Genomic DNA, 18,448 nt, shown 5'->3' on the forward strand with positions numbered 1-18,448 from the left:
TCATCTGACCGGTTTCAATCTTCCAACGGTTTGGGTGGCGGCAGCGGCTTGGCCGGTTTCACCGGTTTCGCCGCCTCACCCGGCTTGCCGCCCTTGCCCGGCTTGGCCTCGGCCACCGGCGCGGGCTCGGGAACCGGGGTGGCGACGGCCTTCTCTTCGGCCGGCAGCGCATCCACCGCGGCGAAGATCTTCGCCACCTCCAGCGAGCCGTCGTTGTCGAGCGGGTGCTGAGTACCGTCCTTGCCCACCAGGGTGACCTGGGTCCCGGTCCGCGCGCCGCGGCTGACCTGGCGGATCAGCGCCATGGTGGTCTGCTGTTCGAGGTTCTTGTCCTCCCGTTTGCCGACCATCCCGGCGATGCTGTAGAGCACCAGGTTGCGCTCCTTGAACCCCGCCTGGTTCGCCGGGTCCTTGAGGGCCTCATTGATGCCGCGCAGCAGCGGGTCGGCGGAGGTGGGAGCGATGATCACCAGCGGACGGGCCCTGCCCAGATCCTGATCCAGAGGTTTGTCATCGGCGAACAGCGGACCGGCGATGGCCAGCAGGACGGCAAGGGTCAGAGACCGGGCGAGCATGTGTTTCTCCTTCTTCAATCCTCGTAACAATGACTGCAGACCTCCTGGAAAGATCCGAAGGTCGGAGCCTAAACGACTGCCATGGCCCATTGCCCAGGACAAAGGTAACTTTCAGTGTCACGGCAAGGAAAATTCCCACTACTAGACAGGAGGATAGCTGAAGGATCTCAGGCTGCCGCGCGCCGCAACCGCAATAGCAGACTGCCTTTACCCGGCCTAATATCTACCTTCAGCGGCCCTGATTCCTGTCGGCGGGCACGCCGTCTTTCGGAAGGCCCCGGGGAGAAGCGGCATGCGTGAAAAATGCGATCTGGTCATGAAAGGCGGCATTACCAGCGGGGTGGTCTACCCGCGGTTGATCGCCCACCTGGCCACGGAATACGACTTCGTCAACATCGGCGGCACCTCCGCCGGTGCCATCGCCGCCGCGGGCTGTGCTGCCGCGCAGTACGCGAAGTACCACCACCGCGCAAGCAACGCCTTCGGCACCTTGAACGAGTTGCCGGAGTTCCTCGGCAAGATCGACGAACGCAGCGGCAAGTCCCGGCTGTTCAGCCTGTTCCAGCCGGCCGCGGCACTGCGCGCGCATTTCACGGTGCTCAGCGGTCTGCTCGGTCAGCCCCCGGGCCAGGCCGTGCTGACGCTGCTCAAGGGCATCGTCGGGATGTACAGCGGGTTGCTGCTCGCCGGCCTGCTGCTGGGCAGCCTGTTGCTCACCCCGTTCGTCAGCGTCGTGCAGGCGAACCCGGATGTCGTCACCACGCTGCTGACCGCCCTGCTCCTGATGCTCACGGTCAGCGCAATCGTCGCCCTGGGCCTGGCCGGTGCCGCCAGCGGCGAATGTTCGTGCGCGCTGCTGTTCCTGCCGCCGCTGCTGTGGTCCGTGATGACACTGATCCTGTCGGGCATCGGCGGCCAGCCCGTGAGCGGGCGGATATTCGCGAGCGCACTGGCGATGTCGCTGGTCGCCGTGCTGATTCTCGGCCTCCTGCTGCTGGTCATGGTCGCGCTGTTCGCCCGCGGTCTGCTCAAGGGCCTGCATGGCAACGGCTACGGGCTGTGCAGCGGCCGCACCGCGGAGGGCGCCGCCGCCGACGACCAGGGCCTGACCGACTGGCTCACGGGCTATCTCAATGACCTCGCCCAGCTCGACGCCAAGGGCCGGCCGCTGACCTTCGGCGATCTGTGGGGCGATGATCCCAACAACCGTGATATCAACCTGGAAATGATGACCACCGCGGTCAGCCAGCAGATGGTCTACAGCCTGCCGTTTCGCGACGGCGCCGACTCGTTCTTCTACCTGCGGGAGGAATGGCAGCGCCTGTTTCCGGCGCAGGTCATGGACTACCTGGATCAGCTCCACGCCAATGGCAAGAGGGGCCTCGACGTGCGCAACGCGCAGGGCCAGCCCCTGCGTCCGCTCCCCCGCGATGGAGCCCTGCCCGTGGTGGTGGCGGTACGCATGAGCCTGAGCTTTCCGCTGCTGCTGTCGGCCATCCCGCTGTACGCGGTCGACTGGAGCATGGAGAGCGCCGGCAGCCACGACAAGGACCGCCAGGTGAACGCCAAGCGGGTCTGGTTCTCCGATGGCGGCATCGGCAGCAACCTGCCCTTGCACATGTTCGATGCCATGCTGCCGGGACATCCGACGTTCGCCATCAACCTCAAGGCGGAGCATCCGAAATACCCGATCCGCAGCAATGACGACGGCAGCAACGCGGGCGGGCGCATCTACCTGCCCGACACCGGCAAGGGCGGTCGCCAGCGCTTCTGGGAGCCCCCGGATGACAGCCGCGCGCTGGGTGGCCTGGTGGGTTTCTTCGTCGGCATGATCAATACCATGCAGAACTGGCGCGACGAGCTGATGTTCCCCACCCCCGGTTTTCGCGACCGTATCGTGCAGATCAGCCTGCGCTCGAACGAAGGTGGGCTGAATCTGAACATGCCAGAGCCGCACATCATTGCCCTCGGCAAGGCCGGGCAACTGGCGGCGCAGCGCCTGATCGACCGTTTCCATCCCAACGGGCAACAGCATGGCGAGGGCTGGCGGGTGCACTGCGATACACGTCTGCGGACCTTTCTCGGCGTCATGCAACCCGCCTGCGTCGCCCTCAACCCGTCATTGCAGCAGGGTAAATGGCACTTCCTGCCCAAGGAGTACAACCGCCGTGAGCATCAGGCCGCCCTGGCGCTTCTCGTCGGCCTCCGGGCCGCCGGCGCGGTGCAAGCCGACGTCGGCGTAAACCTGGCGAAGAAAGCACCGCCCCCCCTGGGACAGCTGAAAATCACCCCGAAGATCTGAACCGTCCAGCGCCGGGAGCCCGCCATGCGCTACATCGAACGATCGGTCAAAGCACCCGCGATTCTCACCGATGAGCAGGCACGCAAGCACAAATACGCCACGGCCAGATTCATGGCCCGCAGTCAGGAACAGCTGTCCCAGCAACAGGCGGTCAAATCCTCGCTCAACCTCGGCCACGCCAGCCTGCGCGAGCAATTGAACACGCTGTTCGTCAAGCGCTGCGCCTTTTGCGAAGCCCGGGTGCCGACCCAGCCCTATCGCTTTCGTCCCGCGGCAAATGCCCTGCCGCACCAGGCCAGCGAGCAGGCGCACCTCTATTACTGCTGGCTGGACGTCGCCTGGCAGAACTTCTACGCCATCTGCACCTCCTGCCTGCCGCAAGAGGCCGAATACTTCCCCGTGTACGGCAAGCGCGCGGCAATCCCCGACCTGCCGGTGTTCAAGCGGTATGCCGAGATGACCACGGGACTCTGGCCGGACTACCCCCTGCAGGAACGGCCGGTGCTGCTCGATCCCTGCGAGGACCGCGATCTGCACAAGCACATCGGCGCACAGACCGACGGGCGCCTGATCGGTCTCAGCGAACGCGGTGTGCTGACCCTCCAGCACTTTTCGCTGAATGCCCCGGAGCGGATCCAGCAGCGCGCGACGGCCTATCGGCTGTATTTCGAGAAGCTGGTCGACTGGATGAAAGTGCCAGGCAGCGCCGATACGGGGGCGATCTTCGACTTCGCCCAATTCGAGTTCGGTGGATCCTGGTATTTGCTGCTGCGTCGCCTGGCGGCCTCGATAGGTGCGAAACGGGGCGCGAAGCCGGTGCTCTCCGCGAGCCGAATAGATCGCGTGTTCAAGCAACTGCATGAAGGCAATGCCGGTCCGCGGACCTTGCAGCAGTGCTGGCAACAGGTGGTCCTGGAGGACCTGATGGAGTTTTCCGGTACCCGGCAGCAGTTCAGCCGGCAGAGCGATGCCAGCCTCACCAGCGTGCGGATCGAGAACTTCAAGTCCCTCGAACATCTCGAGATCAGCCTGCCGACACCCAGGCCGACGCTGCCGAGCGAGCCTGCGCCGCGCACTCCGGCCTTGCTGATCCTCGGCGAAAATGCCGCGGGCAAGAGCTCGATTCTCGAAGCCATCGCCCTCGGGCTGTCGACGGATTCGGCGGTCAGGGCGCTGGGGCTCACCGCGCGCAATTTCATTCTCAACACGCAGTATCTGGGCGCGCAGGCGCCGTCCGAGATCACTCAAGCGGTGGTCGAGATCCGTCTCTCCGACCAGTCCAGGCGCGTGCGCAGCATCGCGCCGACGAGCATCAACCCGGCCAAGGGCAGCCAGGAGCATATCCCCGTGTTCGCCTACGGCGCCTTTCGCCAGTACCAGTACAAGGGGCGCAGCAACGTCGCCACGCAGACCTTCGTCAACAACCTGTTCGACGGCAGCGTCCTGCCCAATCCGGAAAAATGGCTGCTGAGCCTGAAGCCGGACCGTTTCGCCATGGTGATCCGTGCCCTGAGCCACATCCTCTCCATCGATGGCAACTTCGAAGTGGTGCGCCGCGACCCGCAGGGCCAGCAGTGCTTCGTCGTCACCGCCTTCAGGAGCGACGGCAGCGTTCTCTCGCAAAGCTCGCTGAATGTCGCCTCGTCCGGTTTTCGCTCGGTGCTCGCCATGGCCTGCGACATCATGCGCGGGATGATGGACCGCAAGGTCTATCCGCACTTCGACAACCTGGAGAGCGCCCGCGGGGTGGTGCTGATCGACGAAGTCGAGGCACACCTTCATCCACGCTGGAAAATGCAGATCATGCGCGGCCTGCGCCGGGCCCTGCCGAACGTCACGTTCATCGCCACGACCCATGATCCGCTGTGCCTGCGCGGCATGGACGACGGCGAAACCGTGGTGCTGCGCCGGGTCAGGGTCAACGACGGCATGACCGACTCCGGTCTGCCGATACGCACCGAACTGTTGATCGAGCTGCCCCCGGCCTCGGAACTGCGCCTCGAACAGTTACTGACCTCGGACCTGTTCCAGCTGCACTCCACCGACGATCCGGCGATGGACAAGCAACTGGCGAAGATCGCCGACCTGCTGCGAAAACCGGACCCTGACGCGACCGAACAACTGAGCATCGAGCAGTTCCGCAACGACATCGTGTCCGCGCTGCCGATCGGCACCTCGGAAGTCCACCGTATCGTCCAGGAGGCGGTGGCCGAGTACCTGAAAACACGCCGGCACCAGCCGGCGGGCGAGCCGAGGCGGTCAAGCAGCACATCGTCGCGGCCCTGCGGAGCGTGCTCTGATGCGCGCCGTCAAACGCCCCGCCGACAGCGCCCCGGCCTGCCTGGGCGCCCTCGACAAGGACGGCCACAGCGAACGCGACCGGGCCCGGGCACATCAGCACGACCCGAACCCGGACAAAGGCAGCTTCGCCTACCAGGCCTACCGGCATGACCAGGTCAAGCGCAAGCTGGCCCAGCTGTTTCACAACAAGTGCGCGTACTGCGAGACCTTCTACTCGGCCTCGGCACCGATGGATGTGGAGCACTATCGACCGAAAGCCGCCGTCAGCGAAGCCGACGGGCACCCCGGCTACTGGTGGCTGGCCATGAGCTGGGACAACCTGCTGCCCAGTTGCATCGATTGCAACCGCCGGCGCAAGCAGCATGTCGCCGACCCCTCGACCCGCCTCGAAGACCTGTACGACCACAGCCGCACGCACCTTGCCCTGTGCGACGCCGGCAAGAAGGACAGCTTCCCGCTCAAGGACAACGACAAGCGCCTGCTGGCCGAAAGCGACCAGTACGACGACGAGGATGCCCTGCTGCTCGACCCGACCCGCGACGATCCGCGGCTGCACCTGCGCTTTCATATCGACCGCGACTCGCCCATCGGCCTGGTCCTGCCCGGTGGCGACCCGCAGCAACCCAGTGAACAGGGAGCGGTGTCGATCCAGACCTACGGGCTCAATCGCCTCGGCCTGGTCCAGGACCGCACCCGGCTGCTGCGCAGCCTCGAATTTCTCGGCGACCTGGTGGTCGAGCTCGGCGAAATCATCGCCGACCTCGACCAGCAAGCGCCGCAGCCGACGGGCGCGCCCCTGGACAAGATCGGCAAACGCCTGCGCCTGATGCAGGAGCGCATCCTCCTGGAGATGCGCGGCATGGCCGCCCCCGAGGCGCCGTACTCGGAGATGGTCAGGGCCTGGCTCAAGCAGTTCACCGACGACCTGTGAGGCCGATGCAGCCGCTCGCGCACGGCCGGAAGCGGTTGGGCAAAGATTTTCTTGTACCGGAGTTAATAGGAAGCATTATCATGCGTGTCATCCCGCTCCCGTCTGGTCTGGAACCGCGCGCATGCCTTCTTCCACTTCACCGCATCACGCCGTTGGCGAACTCTACGTGGCGCACCACGCCTGGATCGTCCAGTTGCTGCGTCGCCGCCTGGGCAATCACCAGCAAGCCCAGGACCTGGCGCAGGACACCTTCCTGCGCCTGATGCGCCAGGATGTCTTCCCGGTCTTTCGCGAACCCCGCGCCTACCTGGCGACCGTGGCCACCCGCCTCTGCGCGGAGTTCTTCCGCCGCCGGGCGCTGGAGCAGGCCTATGTGCAATCGCTGGCGGCCCTCGACCCGGAAGAGGCGCCCTCGCCGGAAACCCGCCTGCTGGTCCTGGAAACCCTCGACGCCGTGGGCCGGGTGCTCGACGGCCTGGGCGCACGCGGGCGGGAGATTTTCCTGTTGTCGCAACTCGATGGCCTGACCTATCCGCAGATCGCCGAATGCCTGGGGATCAGCGTGAACGTGGTGCAGAAGGCCATGCTCAAGGCCTATCGCGTGTGCTACGCGGCGGTCTACGCGCCGTGAAGCTGTTCCAGCCGCTGGATCGGCAGGCCGTCGATCCCCAGGTCCTGGAACAGGCCCTGCACTGGATGGTGCTCCTGCAATCCGGGGTCTGCGGTGCCGGGGAGCACCAGGCCTGCGCGGCCTGGCGCGCGCAGAACGAAGCCCATGAACTGGCCTGGCAACGCCTGGTCGGACTGAATCAGGACCTGCGCCAGACCACCCAGGCCATGCCGGCGGCCGATGCCCGCGGCCTGCTGCGGGTGCGTGGTGGCAGTTCACGGCGCGCGCTGCTCAAGGGCCTGGCCGGCTTCGCGGTACTGGGCGCCGCCGGCCTCGGCGTGCGCGAGCGAACCCTGCTGCCGGAGCTGTTCAGCGATCACCACACCGGCACCGGCGAACGCCAAAGCCTGCAGGTGGCCGCTGGGGTCGACGTGCAACTGGACACGCGCACCGCGCTGGATGGGCGGATGAGCGCAACGGGGCTGGAACTGGCGCTGAATCTCGGCCGTGTGCTGGTCAGCACGGACAGCGCGAGTGCTGTGCGCATTCGCACCGCCGAGGGCTGGGTGCAGGCGGCGGCGTCGAGCCGGCTGGTGATCGCGCGCGACCTGCCCGGGATGGCCGGCAGCCAGGTGCAGGTGTTCGCCGGCACCGCGACCCTGGCCCTGCCCCAGGGCGACAGCCTGGTGCTGGGGGCCGGGCGCCAGGCGGATTTCCGTGGCGCGCAGCAGGCGCTGAATCCCGCGGCCCTGGCCTGGAGCGACGGCCTGCTGGTGGCCGAGCGCATGCCCCTGCGGCTGCTCCTGGCCCACCTCGACCGCTACCGCCGCGGCGTGCTGCGCTGCGCGCCGGAAGTGGCCGGGCTGGCGGTGTCGGGGTCGTACTCGCTGGCGCAGCCGGAGGCCAGCCTGGAGCTGCTGACCCGGGTCTTGCCGGTCAAAGTGGAGCGGGTGCTGGGGCTGTGGGCGACGGTGGTGGCGGCCTGATTGCCGCGCGGTATCAGCGAAATGAAAATAATTTCGCTTCACCCCGGCAGTTTTCCTCGACTCGTGCATCAAGACAGACAGAACGCTGAAAAACAGCGCCCGTCCCCTGATGCCGGTCAGTCAAGCCCATTGGGGCCGCTTTGCGGCCCTTCGCGAGCAAGCTCGCTCCCACAAGAATTGTGCAGTGCGATACCTGTGGGAGCGAGCTTGCTCGCGAAGGGCTGCGAAGCAGCCCCAGCACCATGACTGATCAGCATTGGTCCATCCTCTGCCAACCAACGGATCGTCTTCATGCACAACCGCCCCACCCCACTGGCCCGGGCCCTGCGCCTGGCCCTGCTTGGCCTGACCCTGGGCAGCGCTGCCCAACCGCTGCTCGCCGTCGCCGACAGCACCCAGCAGCAGACCCGCAGCTACCGGATCCCCGCCGGCAGCCTGGACAGCGTCCTCGGCGCCTTCGGCCAGCAGGCCGGGGTGATGATCGGCGTCGATGCGGCGCTCACCGCCGGCCTGCGCAGCGACGGTCTGAGCGGCGACTATTCGGTGGCCGACGGCCTCGCCCGCATCCTCCAGGCCACCCGCCTGCAGGCGCTCGGCGACGGCCCCGGCTATCGCCTGGTGCCGCGTCCGGACCCCCTCTCCAACGCCCTGGAGCTGGGCACCACCACCATCAGCGGCCAGGGCATGGGCGAGATGACCGAGAACTCCGGGTCCTACACCACCGGCCTGGTCAGCGTCGGCTCGAAGACCCCGCTCAGCCTCAAGGACACCCCGCAGTCGGTCTCGGTCATCACCCGCAGGATGATCGAGGACCAGCGCATGACCGTCCTGCCCGACGCCATGAAGCGCACCCCGGGCATCGTCACCCGCAACGCCAGCTACCACACCCAGCAGTACTACTCCCGAGGCTTCGGCATCGACAACGTGCAGATCGACGGCGCCGCGCCGATGGACATCGGCAACGGCATCGGCACCTTCTACAGCGATCGCATATACGACATGGCCGCCTACGACCACGTCGAAGTGCTGCGCGGCGCCAGCGGCCTGCTCGGCGGCACCGGCGACCCGGGCGGCATCGTCAACCTGGTGCGCAAGCGCCCGCTGGATCACTACCAGCTCAAGCTCGACACCTCCGCCGGCTCCTGGGACAACTACCGCAGCGAAGTCGACGTCACCGGCCCACTGGCCTTCGACGGCGCGCTGCGCGGACGCCTGGTCGCCGCCTACACCGACCGCCAGTACTTCATGGACAACCGCGGCACGGAAAAGCCCATGCTCTACGGCATCCTCGAAGCCGATCTGGGCAGCGACACCACGCTGACCCTCGGCGGCAGCTACGACAAGGTCAAGGAAAACGGCACTGGCGACGGCCTGCCGCGCTACAGCACCGGCGGCGACCTGCACCTGCCGCGGCATACCTGGTACACCACCGATCAGGCCTGGAGCGACAGCTACAGCCGCGAGTGGTTCGCCAAGATAGACCATTACTTCAACGACGACTGGAAACTCAACACCTCCTACACCTACTCCTACAACCACGCCACCACCGAGGGCGTGATTCCCTACGGCTCGGTGGACGAGACCACCAACAACGGCCCGTACTGGTGGGGCAGCTACGTGTCGAGCTGGAGCAAGCAGTCGGTGTTCGACGTCAACCTGTCCGGCGGCTTCGATGCCTTCGGCCGGCGTCATGAGGTGCTGCTCGGCGCCGACTACCAGAAGGTCACCAGCCGCTGGCGCAGCGCCCCCGGCATGCGCGGCAAAGGCGGCCTGATCGACCTGTGGAATCCGGGTGCGACGCCGCTGGACGGCGACGAAACCAGCCATGTGTTCTGGCGCGACTACTCGCCCAACACCCGCGAGCAGTACGGCGTCTACTCGACCCTGCGCCTGCAGTTGAGCGACCCGCTCAAACTGGTCGCCGGCGCCCGCGCCCAGCGCTACAAGTTCGAGCAGGCCTACCAGATGCGCAACAGCGACGGCAGCGGCGACTGGGCCCTGCGCGACCGCGTCGCCGATCGCGAGCCGACCACCCTGGTGCCCTTCGGCGGCCTGATCTACGCCCTCGACGAGCAGTGGTCGACCTACGTCAGCTACGCCGAGGTGTTCAAGCCCCAGGCGCAGAAGCTGCAAGGCCCGAAAGACGCGCCCAGCTCGATCCAGCCGATGACTGGCAGGACCTGGGAAACCGGGATCAAGGGCGAGCTGTTCGACGGCGCGCTGAACCTCAGTGCCGCGCTGTTCCACACCACCCGGGAGAACCAGGCGGCCATCGACCCGGCCTACCCCGATCCGGTGTTCAGCTACAGCGGCGCCTGCTGCTACCTGGCCCAGGACAAGATCACCAGCAAGGGCATCGACCTGGAGGCCAGCGGCAAAATCGCCCCGGGCTGGGACATCCTCGCCGGCTACACCTGGAACCGGGTGCAGAACGACACCGAGGAAACCCTCTACAGCACCGTCACGCCCAAGCACCTGTTCAAGCTGTGGAGCACCTACACCCTGCCCGGCGCCTTCTCCGACCTGCGCGTCGGCGGCGGCGTGACCGTGCAGAGCCCGACCTACGTGTCCGGCCAGGCCTACCGCTTCGACAGCGTGGGCAACGTCATCGACAGCCGCGACTACGACTTCAGCCAATCCGGCTACGCGGTGTATGACGCCCTGGTGGAATACAAGGTCGACGCCAACTGGACCGTGGCGCTCAAGGGCAACAACCTGTTCGATCGGCGCTACTACGAAAGCGTCGGCACCTCCGAGTACGGCAACTACTACGGCGAGCCGCGCAATTTCGTCCTGACCTTGCGCGGGGTATTCGACTGACCCTCGGCCGCGCGCGCAGCATCACCGCCGCGCGCACCCGCTGCAGGGCGAAGGCGCTGGCGCCTGGCTCAGGATGGTTTTTTCGTAGCGCAGGGCCTGGGCATGGTCTTCGTAGTAGTCCTCGACCACGGCGAAGCGCCGATAGCCATGGGCTTCGTAGAGGCCGATGGCGGCAGGATTGTCCGCCCGCACCTCAAGACGCAGCCCGCGGCAATCGCGCGCCAGCGCGCCGGCTTCCGCCGCCCGCAGCAACCGCGGGCCCAGGCCATGTCCGCGCCAGCGCGGGTGCACCGCGATGGAATACAGGCGGGCCAGGGAGGTCCGCCGACGGAACAGCAGCAACGCATAACCGGCCAGTTGCCCGTCACGCACCGCGACGATCAGGCTGGCGTTGCCACGCCCGAGCAGCCAGTGGAAGTTGCGCGCACGCAGGCGATCGAAGGTGAAGCACTCCTGTTCCAGGGCCGCCAGGGGGGCGATATCGGCCGTGGATGCAACGCGAAAATCAAAGGACATGGTGACACCGTAAAGAGTGAGTAACGAAACGGGACAGCCCGTACGGTTCGTGGTTTATGGAAGCGGCGTGTTCTTCCAACCAGGGATCGTCAACTCATGTCAGCGGTGCAGACCAAGGTGGCCGAAGTATTGGACAAAACCCGGCAAGCCACAATCACTCTCGGCGAGGAACCTCCCGGTCGACAGCGCGGCGGCAGCCGCCTGCTGATCCTCGTCGAACGCAAGGAAGACTGGGCCAGCTACCTGCCCAGTGAAAGCCTGATGCTCGCCCAGGACTACCTGGAGCACAGCGACCACAGCGCCAGCCGCACCCAGGTGATCAACCTGTGCCGCAACTACAAGTACCTCGGCCAGGGCTACTACTGCTCGCTGCTGGCCGAGGCCCGCGGGCACAAGGTCCTGCCCTCGGTGCGGACCCTCAGCGAACTGGCGCGCAAGTCGCTGTACGGGGTCGGCCTCGACGACCTCGAACGGGTCATCCAGCGCGCCCTGGCCAACCACCCCTACGCCAGTACCGAGGCCTTCACCCTGACCCTGTACTTCGGCAAGACCCGCATCGAGCCACTGCAGGAAATCGGTCGCCAGTTGTTCGAGACCTTCCCCTGCCCGGTGCTGCTGGTGGAGTTCCGCCGTGGCGAGACCTGGCAGATCGCCGGGATCAAGCCCGGCGCCCTGCACAAGTTGCGCGACGAACAGCAGCACCTGTTCGCCGATGCCCTCGACGCCTTCAACCGGCGCACCTGGCGCCAGCCGGCGTCCAGGCGCGTGGCCCGCTACGACCTGGCGATCCTGCGCGATCCGGCGGAAGATCTGCCGCCCTCCAACCCGCTGGCGCTGCAACGCTTCGTCGAGATCGGCGCGCAACTGGGCATCGATGTCGAGCTGATCGAGAAGAAGGACTATGCGCGCCTGGCCGAGTACGACGCGCTGTTCATCCGCGAAACGACCCGACTCGACGACCACACCTACCGCTTCGCCAAGAAGGCCGAGAGCGAGGGGCTGGTGGTGATCGACGACCCGTCCTCGATCCTGCGCTGCACCAACAAGGTCTACCTCGCCGACCTGCTGCGCCGTCACGGCCTCGGCAGTCCGGCCACGGAAATCCTCTACAAGGACCGCCCCCAGGAGCTGGAGCAGGTCGGCCGGCGCCTGGGTTTCCCGCTGGTGCTGAAGATCCCCGACGGCTGCTTTTCCCGCGGCGTGATCAAGGTCGCCGATGCACCGGCGCTGGTCGCCGCCGCCGAGGAACTGTTCCAGCACTCGGTCCTGCTGCTGGCCCAGGAATACTGCTACACCGAGTTCGACTGGCGCATCGGCGTGCTCAATGGCGAGGCCCTGTATGCCTGCCAGTACTTCATGTCCAAGGGCCATTGGCAGATCTACAACCACAAGGCGGTGGCCGGCGAAGTCAACGGCGAATGCCGGGCACTGGCGGTGCAGCAGGTGCCGCCCGCGGTGCTGCAACTGGCGCTGGACACCGCGCGGCTGATCGGCGACGGGCTGTACGGCGTCGACCTGAAACAGACCGGCGAGCAGGTAGTGGTGATCGAAGTCAACGACAACCCCAACCTCGACGCCGGCATCGAGGACGCCGTGCTCGGCGACGAACTGTACCGCCGGGTGCTCCAGGCATTCGTCACCCGCCTCGAATCCAAGCACCGCGGGCAGGCGTGCTAGCCCATGATCGAGAGCTACGAGATCGCCGCCGGCGAACTGCGCGAAGCCGCACCGGAGCGGGCCAGCATCTGCTTCTGCATCGCCCCGGACCACGACGAACAGTCGCGGCTGCACCAGCACCTGGGCATCGGCGGGCATGTGCTGGAGTCGTCGCTGGACCCGGACGAAGTCGCGCGCATCGAGATCAAGCCGGACCACCTGTTCCTGGTCTGGAAGCGCCCGCGAAGTTTCGACGGGCGCGCCTTCCAGGTCGCCTCGTTCGGCGTGGTGCTCAACGAGCGGCGCCTGGTGGTGATCTGCGCGAGCGATTCGCTGCTCGCCGGCCTGCGTGGCGGGCAAGGCCTGAACAGTCCGCTGGACGTGCTGATGGCCCTGCTGGAGGAAAGCGTGCACCACTACCTGGGCCATCTGCGGGTGGTCAAGCAGGTCGCGCGGGACATCCAGCAGCAGTTCACCCGCGGCATGGACAACGCCCACCTGGTGCAGATGTACAACCTCAGCGAGAGCCTGGTGTATTACGTCAATGCCATCCACAGCAACGGCGCGGTCCTCGCCCTGCTGCGCAGCCACGGCCAGCGCCACGGCTTCAGCGCCGGCCAGTTGCAGATGCTCGATGACCTGGTCATCGAGAACGAGCAGAGCTACCAGCAGGCGAAGATCCACGCGAGGATCTTCGCCAACCTGATCGAGGCCCGCGGCAACCTGGCCAACAACAGCATGAACCTGGCCCTGCGCAACCTGACCCTGATCAACGTGGTGTTCCTGCCCCTCAACCTGATCGCCAGCATCGGCGGCATGTCGGAATTCAGCATGATGACCGCCGGCGTGCCCTGGTGGCTGGCGTTTCCCGCGCTGCTGGCGGGCATGGCCGTGCTCGGCGTCGGCATGGTCGTCGCCCTGCGGCGCATGACCTGAGCCCTTTTCAACCTCACTGGAGCCTGTTCATGGAACCTTCGCAGATCGGCCTGGCGCTGCTGGTCGTCATCGCCATCACCGGCAGCGTCATCAGCCTGCTGGATCACCGTATCGAATCCAGGCCCCCGCGCCCGGACGATCGCCCGTCAGGCCCGCGTGGCGACTGACGCGGGGCTGTGCATTTCACTCGATGCGCAGCCGCCAGCGCCCGTAGTGGCTGAAGTGGACCTGGGCAAGGGGCAGCACATCGATCTGATGGAAGGCTTCCAGCGGCGCCTCCAGCACATGCAGCAGTGTCGCGCGGATCACCATCGGGTGGGTCACCGCCAGCCATTCGCCCTGCCGTGGCAGCTCGCTCAGCCACTGCGCCACCCGCGCGCACAGCTGGCTCACCGATTCACCGCCATGCGGCGCGGCGTCCGGGCTGCCCAGCCATAGGCCAAGACCAGCGGGATCCTGCTGCTCCAGGTGCTTGATGCTCATCCCCTGCCAGCGGCCGAAATCACAATCGCGCAGCGCCGAATCCAGTGGCCCGACCAGGCCCAGTGCTTCGGCGGTCTGCCGCGCGCGCAGCTCCGGGGCGATCAGCACGCGGGCCGCATCGGGTCTCGTCGGCGGCGGGTCGAGCGGCAGCAGCGGGTCTTCGCCCAGATGAAAGCGGCCGATCCGCTGGGCATCGGTGCGGGCGTGACAGATCAAGGTGAGGTGGGTGTGCTTCATGGCCGGGCCTGTGCGCGAGGGCAGATGATTCGGGGCAAGGCCTCCATGCTGCGACTTCGACGCCGCCGGAGCAACCTCGATTCAGCGCAAGCGCTGCGCCCGGCGGGCCAGGATCACTTTGATGCACACCAGCAACGGCGCGGCGACGACGAACAGCGCGGCCACCGCGAGGAAGGCCGAATCGAAGGCCAGGACCGCGGCCTGCTCGCCCAGGGCCCGGCCCAGCAGGCCCAGCGCGGCGCGCCCCGCCGCCAGGCGGTCCAGGCCTTCGCCGGCGAGCAGCGCGCTGCTCTGCGCGAGGCGCTCGACCAGCGCCGGGTCTCCGGCATTCAGATGGCTGCCGAGAATCACCCGGTTGGCGGCCTGCTGGTGGTCGATCAGGGTCTGCAAACCGGCCACGCCGATCAGCCCGCCCAGTTGCCGGCCGATGTTGAACAGGGCGATACCGCTGGCCAGGTGGTCGCGGTCCAGTTGGCTGAAGGCGATCAGGGTGATCGAGAGAAACAGGAAGCCGAGCCCCAACCCGCGCAGCAGCACCGCCGCCTGCATGTCGTCGACCCCGCTGTCGAGGCCGGAACCGGCGAGCAGCCACATCGCCGCCATGATCAGGAGGATGCCCAACGGCACCGTGGCGAACGGCGCCAGCCCCCGTCCGCGCACCAGCCAGGCGGTGAGCAGCAGCGCCGCGATGAACGGCAGCGCACCGGGCAGCAACAGGGCGCCGGCAGCCATCGGGGTGAAGTCGAGCAGGCTCAGGGCGAATGCCGGAATCAGGAAGGCACTGCCGAACAGTGCCGCGCCGGCGACGAAACTGACGATGAAGGCGAAGCTGAAATCGCTGCAGCGGAACAGCCCGACCTCCAGCACCCCCGGTCTGAAGCACTGCAGGGCCAGGAAACCGAGCAGGCTGGTCAGGCCGAACGCACTGAGCCAGAGCACCCGCGGCTCTTCGAACCAGTCCCAGCGACTGCCTTGGCTCAGCACCCAGGTGGCGCAACACAGGGCGATCGCCGCCAGCAACGTACCGGGCCAGTCACCCGGGCGCGGCGCCAGCCCCAGGCGCCCGGCCCCGCCGCCCAGCAGCAGGCCGCTGGCGGCGCAGGCCAGAGGGACCACGGCAAGAAAGCTCCAGGGCCACGACTGGCTGTCGATCAACCAGCCCGACAATGCCGGAGCCAGGGCCGCCGGCGCGACCACCGAGGCCATGGCGAACAGGGCCTGCAGCAACGCTTGCTGACTGCGGGGAAAGAGCAGAAAGAGCGTCGCCTGCCCGGCCACCAGCAGTACGCCGCCGGCCAGCCCCTGGAGCACCCGCCAGGAGCTCAACGGCAGCAGCTCGCTGCTGCCGGCGCAGGCCGCGCAGGCCACGCCCATCAGCACGCTGGCGGCCACCAGCAGATTGCCCGGCGCCAGCCTCGACAGCAGCCAGGGCGCCAGGAGGAAACCAGACAGCTTGCCGGCGATGTAACCGACATCGAGCCAGGCGAACTCGTCCGGCGTGGCATGGGCGGCGCCCATGATCTCGCCCCGGCCGAAGGCCAGCACGCTGCTGGCGATGGCCTCGGTCAGGGTTGCCAGGAGGATGCCGGCGAGCAGCAGCAGGCCGGCCCGCGAGCGCCCGTCGAGGCAGTTCACCAGGCGCTCCCGACGTCCACCGACACCCGCGCCGACAACCCCGGCACGATGCGCCCCGGCAGCGGGTTGTGCAGCAGGCGGATCTTCACCGGCACACGCTGCACCACGCGGACGAAATTGCCAGTGGCGTTGTCCACCGGCAGCAGGCTGAAGGCCGAACCGCTGCCCGGCGCGAAGCTGTCCAGCACACCGTCGAGGCGCTGGTCCGGGTAGCCGTCGATATCGATCCGCACCGTCTGCCCCGGCTGCAGCCGCGCCAGCTGGGTTTCCTTGAAGTTGGCCACGACCCACACACCGTCCACCGGTACCAGATCGAGCAGCGCCACGCCCGGGGTAACGAAGCGCCCTGGACGCACCTGACGGTTGCCGACCACCCCGGCCAGCGGCGCGCGCACCACCGTGTGCTCCAGCTCGATACGCGCCAGCTCCCGCGCCGCCTCGGCCTGGACGATGGCCGCCTGGGCCGCCTCGCGCTGCGCCGCCAGCACGCCGATGCGCAGGGTCTGCGCATCCAGCGTCGCCGCCGCCGCGCTGACGGTGGCCTGGGCGCTGCTGCGGGCGGCGGCGGTCTGGTCGACCAGGGCCTGGCTGACCGCACTGTGCGAAATCAGCTTGAGATTGCGTTCGTGGGTCTTCTCGGCCAGGCCCCGCTCGGCCCGGGCCGCCTGGGCGCCCGCCGCGGCCTGGCGGATCTGCGCCTGCTGCAGGCGGGTTTCGGCGTCGATGTCGCCCAGCCGCGCTTCGGCCGCGCGGACATTGACCTCGGCCTGGGCCAGGTGCGCGCGGTAGTCGCGGTCATCGATGCGAAACAGCACGTCGCCGGCGCTCACGCGCTGGTTGTCGGCGACCTCGACCGCCACGACATAACCCGCCACCTTGGCCGCCAGCGCGGTCACTTCGCCGCGGACATAGGCGTTGTCGGTGCTTGTCGTGCTGCCCGTGCGCAGCATCAGCCAGGCAGCGCCCGGCACGACCAGGGCGCACAGGCACAACAACACGCCGAGACGCCGGGCGCCGCGGCTGCGCGCCACGGCGGGGCTGGCGCCGTCGGCGCTGGCGACGGCTTGCTCGGGCAGGTTCATGATGCTCGATCCTCCTCTGTCGCCCCGGCGCGCACGCGCCGCCGGGGCCATGGTTCACTTGTCGCTGGGGGTGACCAGCTGTTTCTCGGTGCTGTCGAGGACGAACACGGCCATCAGCTTCGCCGGCTTGCTGTCGCTGGCATTGGCGCTGACCCCATGGAACGCGCCGGGCGTCTCGAACCAGTGCTCGCCGGCCTTGTAGACCTTCTCCGGCGAACCGTCGACACTGCTGCGCACCTCGCCTTCGAGCACCGTGGCATAGATGAACGCCGACTTCGGATGGCGGTGCGACGGCGAGGCCGCGCCCGGTGCGTAGTCGACGATCACCCCGCGCATGCTCTTGCCGGGGACGTTCGGCAGCGGCTGGTCGAAGACCAGCGAAACCTTGCTCGCCGGGCGCTCGTCGGCGGACACGGCAGTGAGGGACAGGGCCGCCAACGCGGCGGCCAGAACGATGCGACTGAACATGACGATGCTCCTGTTCAAGAATGGAAGGACGACGGGCGTGCTCAACGCAAACGCGCCAGCCACTGTTCGAAATCGATCGCGCCCAGGCGCGCACCCGCTCCCGGGGTCAGCGAACGGTCGTCGAGCTCGTCGCCGAAGTAGCGGGCGTGGACATCCGCCACCACTTCACGCGGATCGCCGGTGACCTGGAGGAAACGCCGGACCATTTCGTCCAGCGGCGCGGCTTCCGGGCCGGCGACTTCCAGGGTGCGATTGGCCGGCGCGGCCTGGGCGATATCGGCCAGGGCGGCGACCACGTCGGCCGAGGCCACCGGCTGGAACAGCGCCGGCGACAACAGGATCCGCTCGCCGACCACACCCGCCTCGGCGATGCCGCCGACGAATTCGAAGAACTGCGTGGCACGCAGAATGGTGAACGGCACGCCGGAGGCCTGGATCAGGTTTTCCTGCATGACCTTGGCGCGGAAATAGCCGTTGTGCGGCAGGCGCTCGCTGCCGACGATCGACAGCGCGACATGGTGGCGAACCCCGGCGGCCGCTTCGGCGGCGAGCAGGTTGAGGCTCGAGGTACGGAAGAAATCCAGTACCGCCTGGTCTTCCCAGGACGGTGCGTTGGCCACATCGACCACCACGTCGGTGCCCTGCATGGCGTTGTCCAGGCCCTCGCGGGTGATGCTGTTGACACCAGTGCTCGGCGCTGCCGCAACGACCTCGTGACCACCTGCGCGCAGGCTGTCGACCAGTTGCGAACCGATGAGGCCGGTGCCTCCGATGACGACGATCTTCATGGGCTGACTCCTCTTGTCGACGGCACCATTGCCGCCGGGATGGAACAACGATGCGCCCGCGGCGCGGACAAGTCCTTGCCGGGCCCATGGATTTACCTCCAGAACGGCGTGCTTTTTCGTCC

The 18,448-nt window shown here is 67.3% G+C and carries 15 protein-coding genes and 1 pseudogene; 9 read left to right on the plus strand and 7 right to left on the minus strand.

What is annotated here, in order from left to right; translation table 11 throughout:
• Positions 1–14: 14 nt before the first annotated feature.
• Positions 15–575, minus strand: a complete 561-nt coding sequence (locus CHB99_RS11900; RefSeq protein ID WP_042129351.1) for a DUF4174 domain-containing protein — start codon at positions 573–575, stop codon at positions 15–17.
• Positions 576–867: 292 nt separating this feature from the next.
• On the opposite strand from CHB99_RS11900, the gene CHB99_RS11905 reads away from it, so the two are divergent.
• From CHB99_RS11905 to CHB99_RS11930, 6 genes are all read left to right on the plus strand, one after another.
• The gene (locus CHB99_RS11905; protein ID WP_042129350.1) at positions 868–2,877 is read left to right on the plus strand and encodes a patatin-like phospholipase domain-containing protein; all 2,010 of its coding nucleotides are present in this window, start codon (positions 868–870) and stop codon (positions 2,875–2,877) included.
• Positions 2,878–2,901: 24 nt separating this feature from the next.
• Positions 2,902–5,328: an AAA family ATPase gene (locus tag CHB99_RS11910; protein WP_084702959.1), complete on the plus strand. Its 2,427-nt coding sequence runs from the start codon at positions 2,902–2,904 to the stop codon at positions 5,326–5,328.
• Positions 5,219–6,109, plus strand: coding sequence for an HNH endonuclease family protein (locus tag CHB99_RS30565; protein WP_377697298.1), 891 nt, complete (start codon positions 5,219–5,221; stop codon positions 6,107–6,109). The genes CHB99_RS11910 and CHB99_RS30565 overlap by 110 nt, the downstream gene beginning before the upstream one ends.
• Before the next feature lie 121 nt (positions 6,110–6,230).
• Complete coding sequence (locus CHB99_RS11920) at positions 6,231–6,740, plus strand: sigma-70 family RNA polymerase sigma factor (protein ID WP_042129346.1); 510 nt, start codon at positions 6,231–6,233, stop codon at positions 6,738–6,740.
• Positions 6,737–7,705: a DUF4880 domain-containing protein gene (locus CHB99_RS11925; RefSeq protein WP_042129344.1), complete on the plus strand. Its 969-nt coding sequence runs from the start codon at positions 6,737–6,739 to the stop codon at positions 7,703–7,705. The genes CHB99_RS11920 and CHB99_RS11925 overlap by 4 nt, the downstream gene beginning before the upstream one ends.
• Before the next feature lie 291 nt (positions 7,706–7,996).
• Positions 7,997–10,525, plus strand: coding sequence for a TonB-dependent siderophore receptor (locus CHB99_RS11930; RefSeq protein ID WP_042129342.1), 2,529 nt, complete (start codon positions 7,997–7,999; stop codon positions 10,523–10,525).
• Between the two features lie 48 nt (positions 10,526–10,573).
• Here the strand turns inward: CHB99_RS11930 and CHB99_RS11935 are convergent.
• Positions 10,574–11,041, minus strand: a pseudogene (locus CHB99_RS11935) (GNAT family N-acetyltransferase); the annotation flags it as partial.
• A gap of 96 nt (positions 11,042–11,137) precedes the next feature.
• Here CHB99_RS11935 and CHB99_RS11940 point away from each other — a divergent pair.
• The 3 genes from CHB99_RS11940 to CHB99_RS29770 are packed head-to-tail and all read left to right on the plus strand — an operon-like array spanning position 11,138 to position 13,800.
• Entirely contained in the window at positions 11,138–12,718 is a 1,581-nt protein-coding gene (locus CHB99_RS11940) for a RimK family ATP-grasp domain-containing protein (RefSeq protein ID WP_042129337.1), read from the plus strand.
• A gap of 3 nt (positions 12,719–12,721) precedes the next feature.
• Positions 12,722–13,633 carry a magnesium transporter CorA family protein gene (locus CHB99_RS11945; RefSeq protein ID WP_042129335.1) on the plus strand — a complete coding sequence of 304 codons (912 nt, stop codon included), beginning with the start codon at positions 12,722–12,724 and terminating at the stop codon, positions 13,631–13,633.
• Positions 13,634–13,662: 29 nt separating this feature from the next.
• On the plus strand, positions 13,663–13,800 hold the full coding sequence (locus CHB99_RS29770; RefSeq protein ID WP_156994716.1) for a hypothetical protein: 138 nt from the start codon (positions 13,663–13,665) through the stop codon (positions 13,798–13,800).
• 16 nt (positions 13,801–13,816) lie between these two features.
• Here CHB99_RS29770 and CHB99_RS11950 read toward each other — a convergent pair whose 3' ends face one another.
• The 5 genes from CHB99_RS11950 to CHB99_RS11970 form a co-directional block, all read right to left on the minus strand.
• A complete protein-coding gene (locus CHB99_RS11950; RefSeq protein WP_042129333.1) occupies positions 13,817–14,353 on the minus strand; it encodes a histidine phosphatase family protein in 537 nt (178 codons plus the stop codon).
• 81 nt (positions 14,354–14,434) lie between these two features.
• Positions 14,435–15,988: an MFS transporter gene (locus tag CHB99_RS11955; protein WP_245655660.1), complete on the minus strand. Its 1,554-nt coding sequence runs from the start codon at positions 15,986–15,988 to the stop codon at positions 14,435–14,437.
• The gene (locus CHB99_RS11960) at positions 15,985–17,070 is read right to left on the minus strand and encodes an HlyD family secretion protein (RefSeq protein WP_042129330.1); all 1,086 of its coding nucleotides are present in this window, start codon (positions 17,068–17,070) and stop codon (positions 15,985–15,987) included. Before CHB99_RS11960 ends, CHB99_RS11955 begins: the two co-directional genes overlap by 4 nt.
• A gap of 54 nt (positions 17,071–17,124) precedes the next feature.
• The gene (locus tag CHB99_RS11965; protein ID WP_042129328.1) at positions 17,125–17,538 is read right to left on the minus strand and encodes a cupin domain-containing protein; all 414 of its coding nucleotides are present in this window, start codon (positions 17,536–17,538) and stop codon (positions 17,125–17,127) included.
• Positions 17,539–17,579: 41 nt separating this feature from the next.
• Positions 17,580–18,326 (minus strand): SDR family oxidoreductase, encoded by a 747-nt coding sequence (locus tag CHB99_RS11970; RefSeq protein WP_042129326.1) that lies wholly within the window; start codon positions 18,324–18,326, stop codon positions 17,580–17,582.
• Positions 18,327–18,448 lie beyond the last annotated feature (122 nt).

It is taken from the genome of Pseudomonas japonica, from assembly GCF_900188455.1.
GTDB classification, from domain to species: domain Bacteria; phylum Pseudomonadota; class Gammaproteobacteria; order Pseudomonadales; family Pseudomonadaceae; genus Aquipseudomonas; species Aquipseudomonas japonica.

Excerpts from the sequence above, each read along its gene's own strand:
- CHB99_RS11970 (WP_042129326.1), bottom strand. The coding sequence starts at position 18,326 with ATGAAGATCGTCGTCATCGGAGGCACCGGCCTCATCGGTTCGCAACTG.
- CHB99_RS29770 (WP_156994716.1), top strand. The coding sequence starts at position 13,663 with ATGGAACCTTCGCAGATCGGCCTGGCGCTGCTGGTCGTCATCGCCATC.
- CHB99_RS11960 (WP_042129330.1), bottom strand. The coding sequence starts at position 17,070 with ATGAACCTGCCCGAGCAAGCCGTCGCCAGCGCCGACGGCGCCAGCCCC.
- CHB99_RS11930 (WP_042129342.1), top strand. The coding sequence starts at position 7,997 with ATGCACAACCGCCCCACCCCACTGGCCCGGGCCCTGCGCCTGGCCCTG.
- CHB99_RS11910 (WP_084702959.1), top strand. The coding sequence starts at position 2,902 with ATGCGCTACATCGAACGATCGGTCAAAGCACCCGCGATTCTCACCGAT.
- CHB99_RS11900 (WP_042129351.1), bottom strand. The coding sequence starts at position 575 with ATGCTCGCCCGGTCTCTGACCCTTGCCGTCCTGCTGGCCATCGCCGGT.
- CHB99_RS11940 (WP_042129337.1), top strand. The coding sequence starts at position 11,138 with ATGTCAGCGGTGCAGACCAAGGTGGCCGAAGTATTGGACAAAACCCGG.
- CHB99_RS11905 (WP_042129350.1), top strand. The coding sequence starts at position 868 with ATGCGTGAAAAATGCGATCTGGTCATGAAAGGCGGCATTACCAGCGGG.
- CHB99_RS11965 (WP_042129328.1), bottom strand. The coding sequence starts at position 17,538 with ATGTTCAGTCGCATCGTTCTGGCCGCCGCGTTGGCGGCCCTGTCCCTC.
- CHB99_RS11945 (WP_042129335.1), top strand. The coding sequence starts at position 12,722 with ATGATCGAGAGCTACGAGATCGCCGCCGGCGAACTGCGCGAAGCCGCA.
- CHB99_RS11920 (WP_042129346.1), top strand. The coding sequence starts at position 6,231 with ATGCCTTCTTCCACTTCACCGCATCACGCCGTTGGCGAACTCTACGTG.
- CHB99_RS11950 (WP_042129333.1), bottom strand. The coding sequence starts at position 14,353 with ATGAAGCACACCCACCTCACCTTGATCTGTCACGCCCGCACCGATGCC.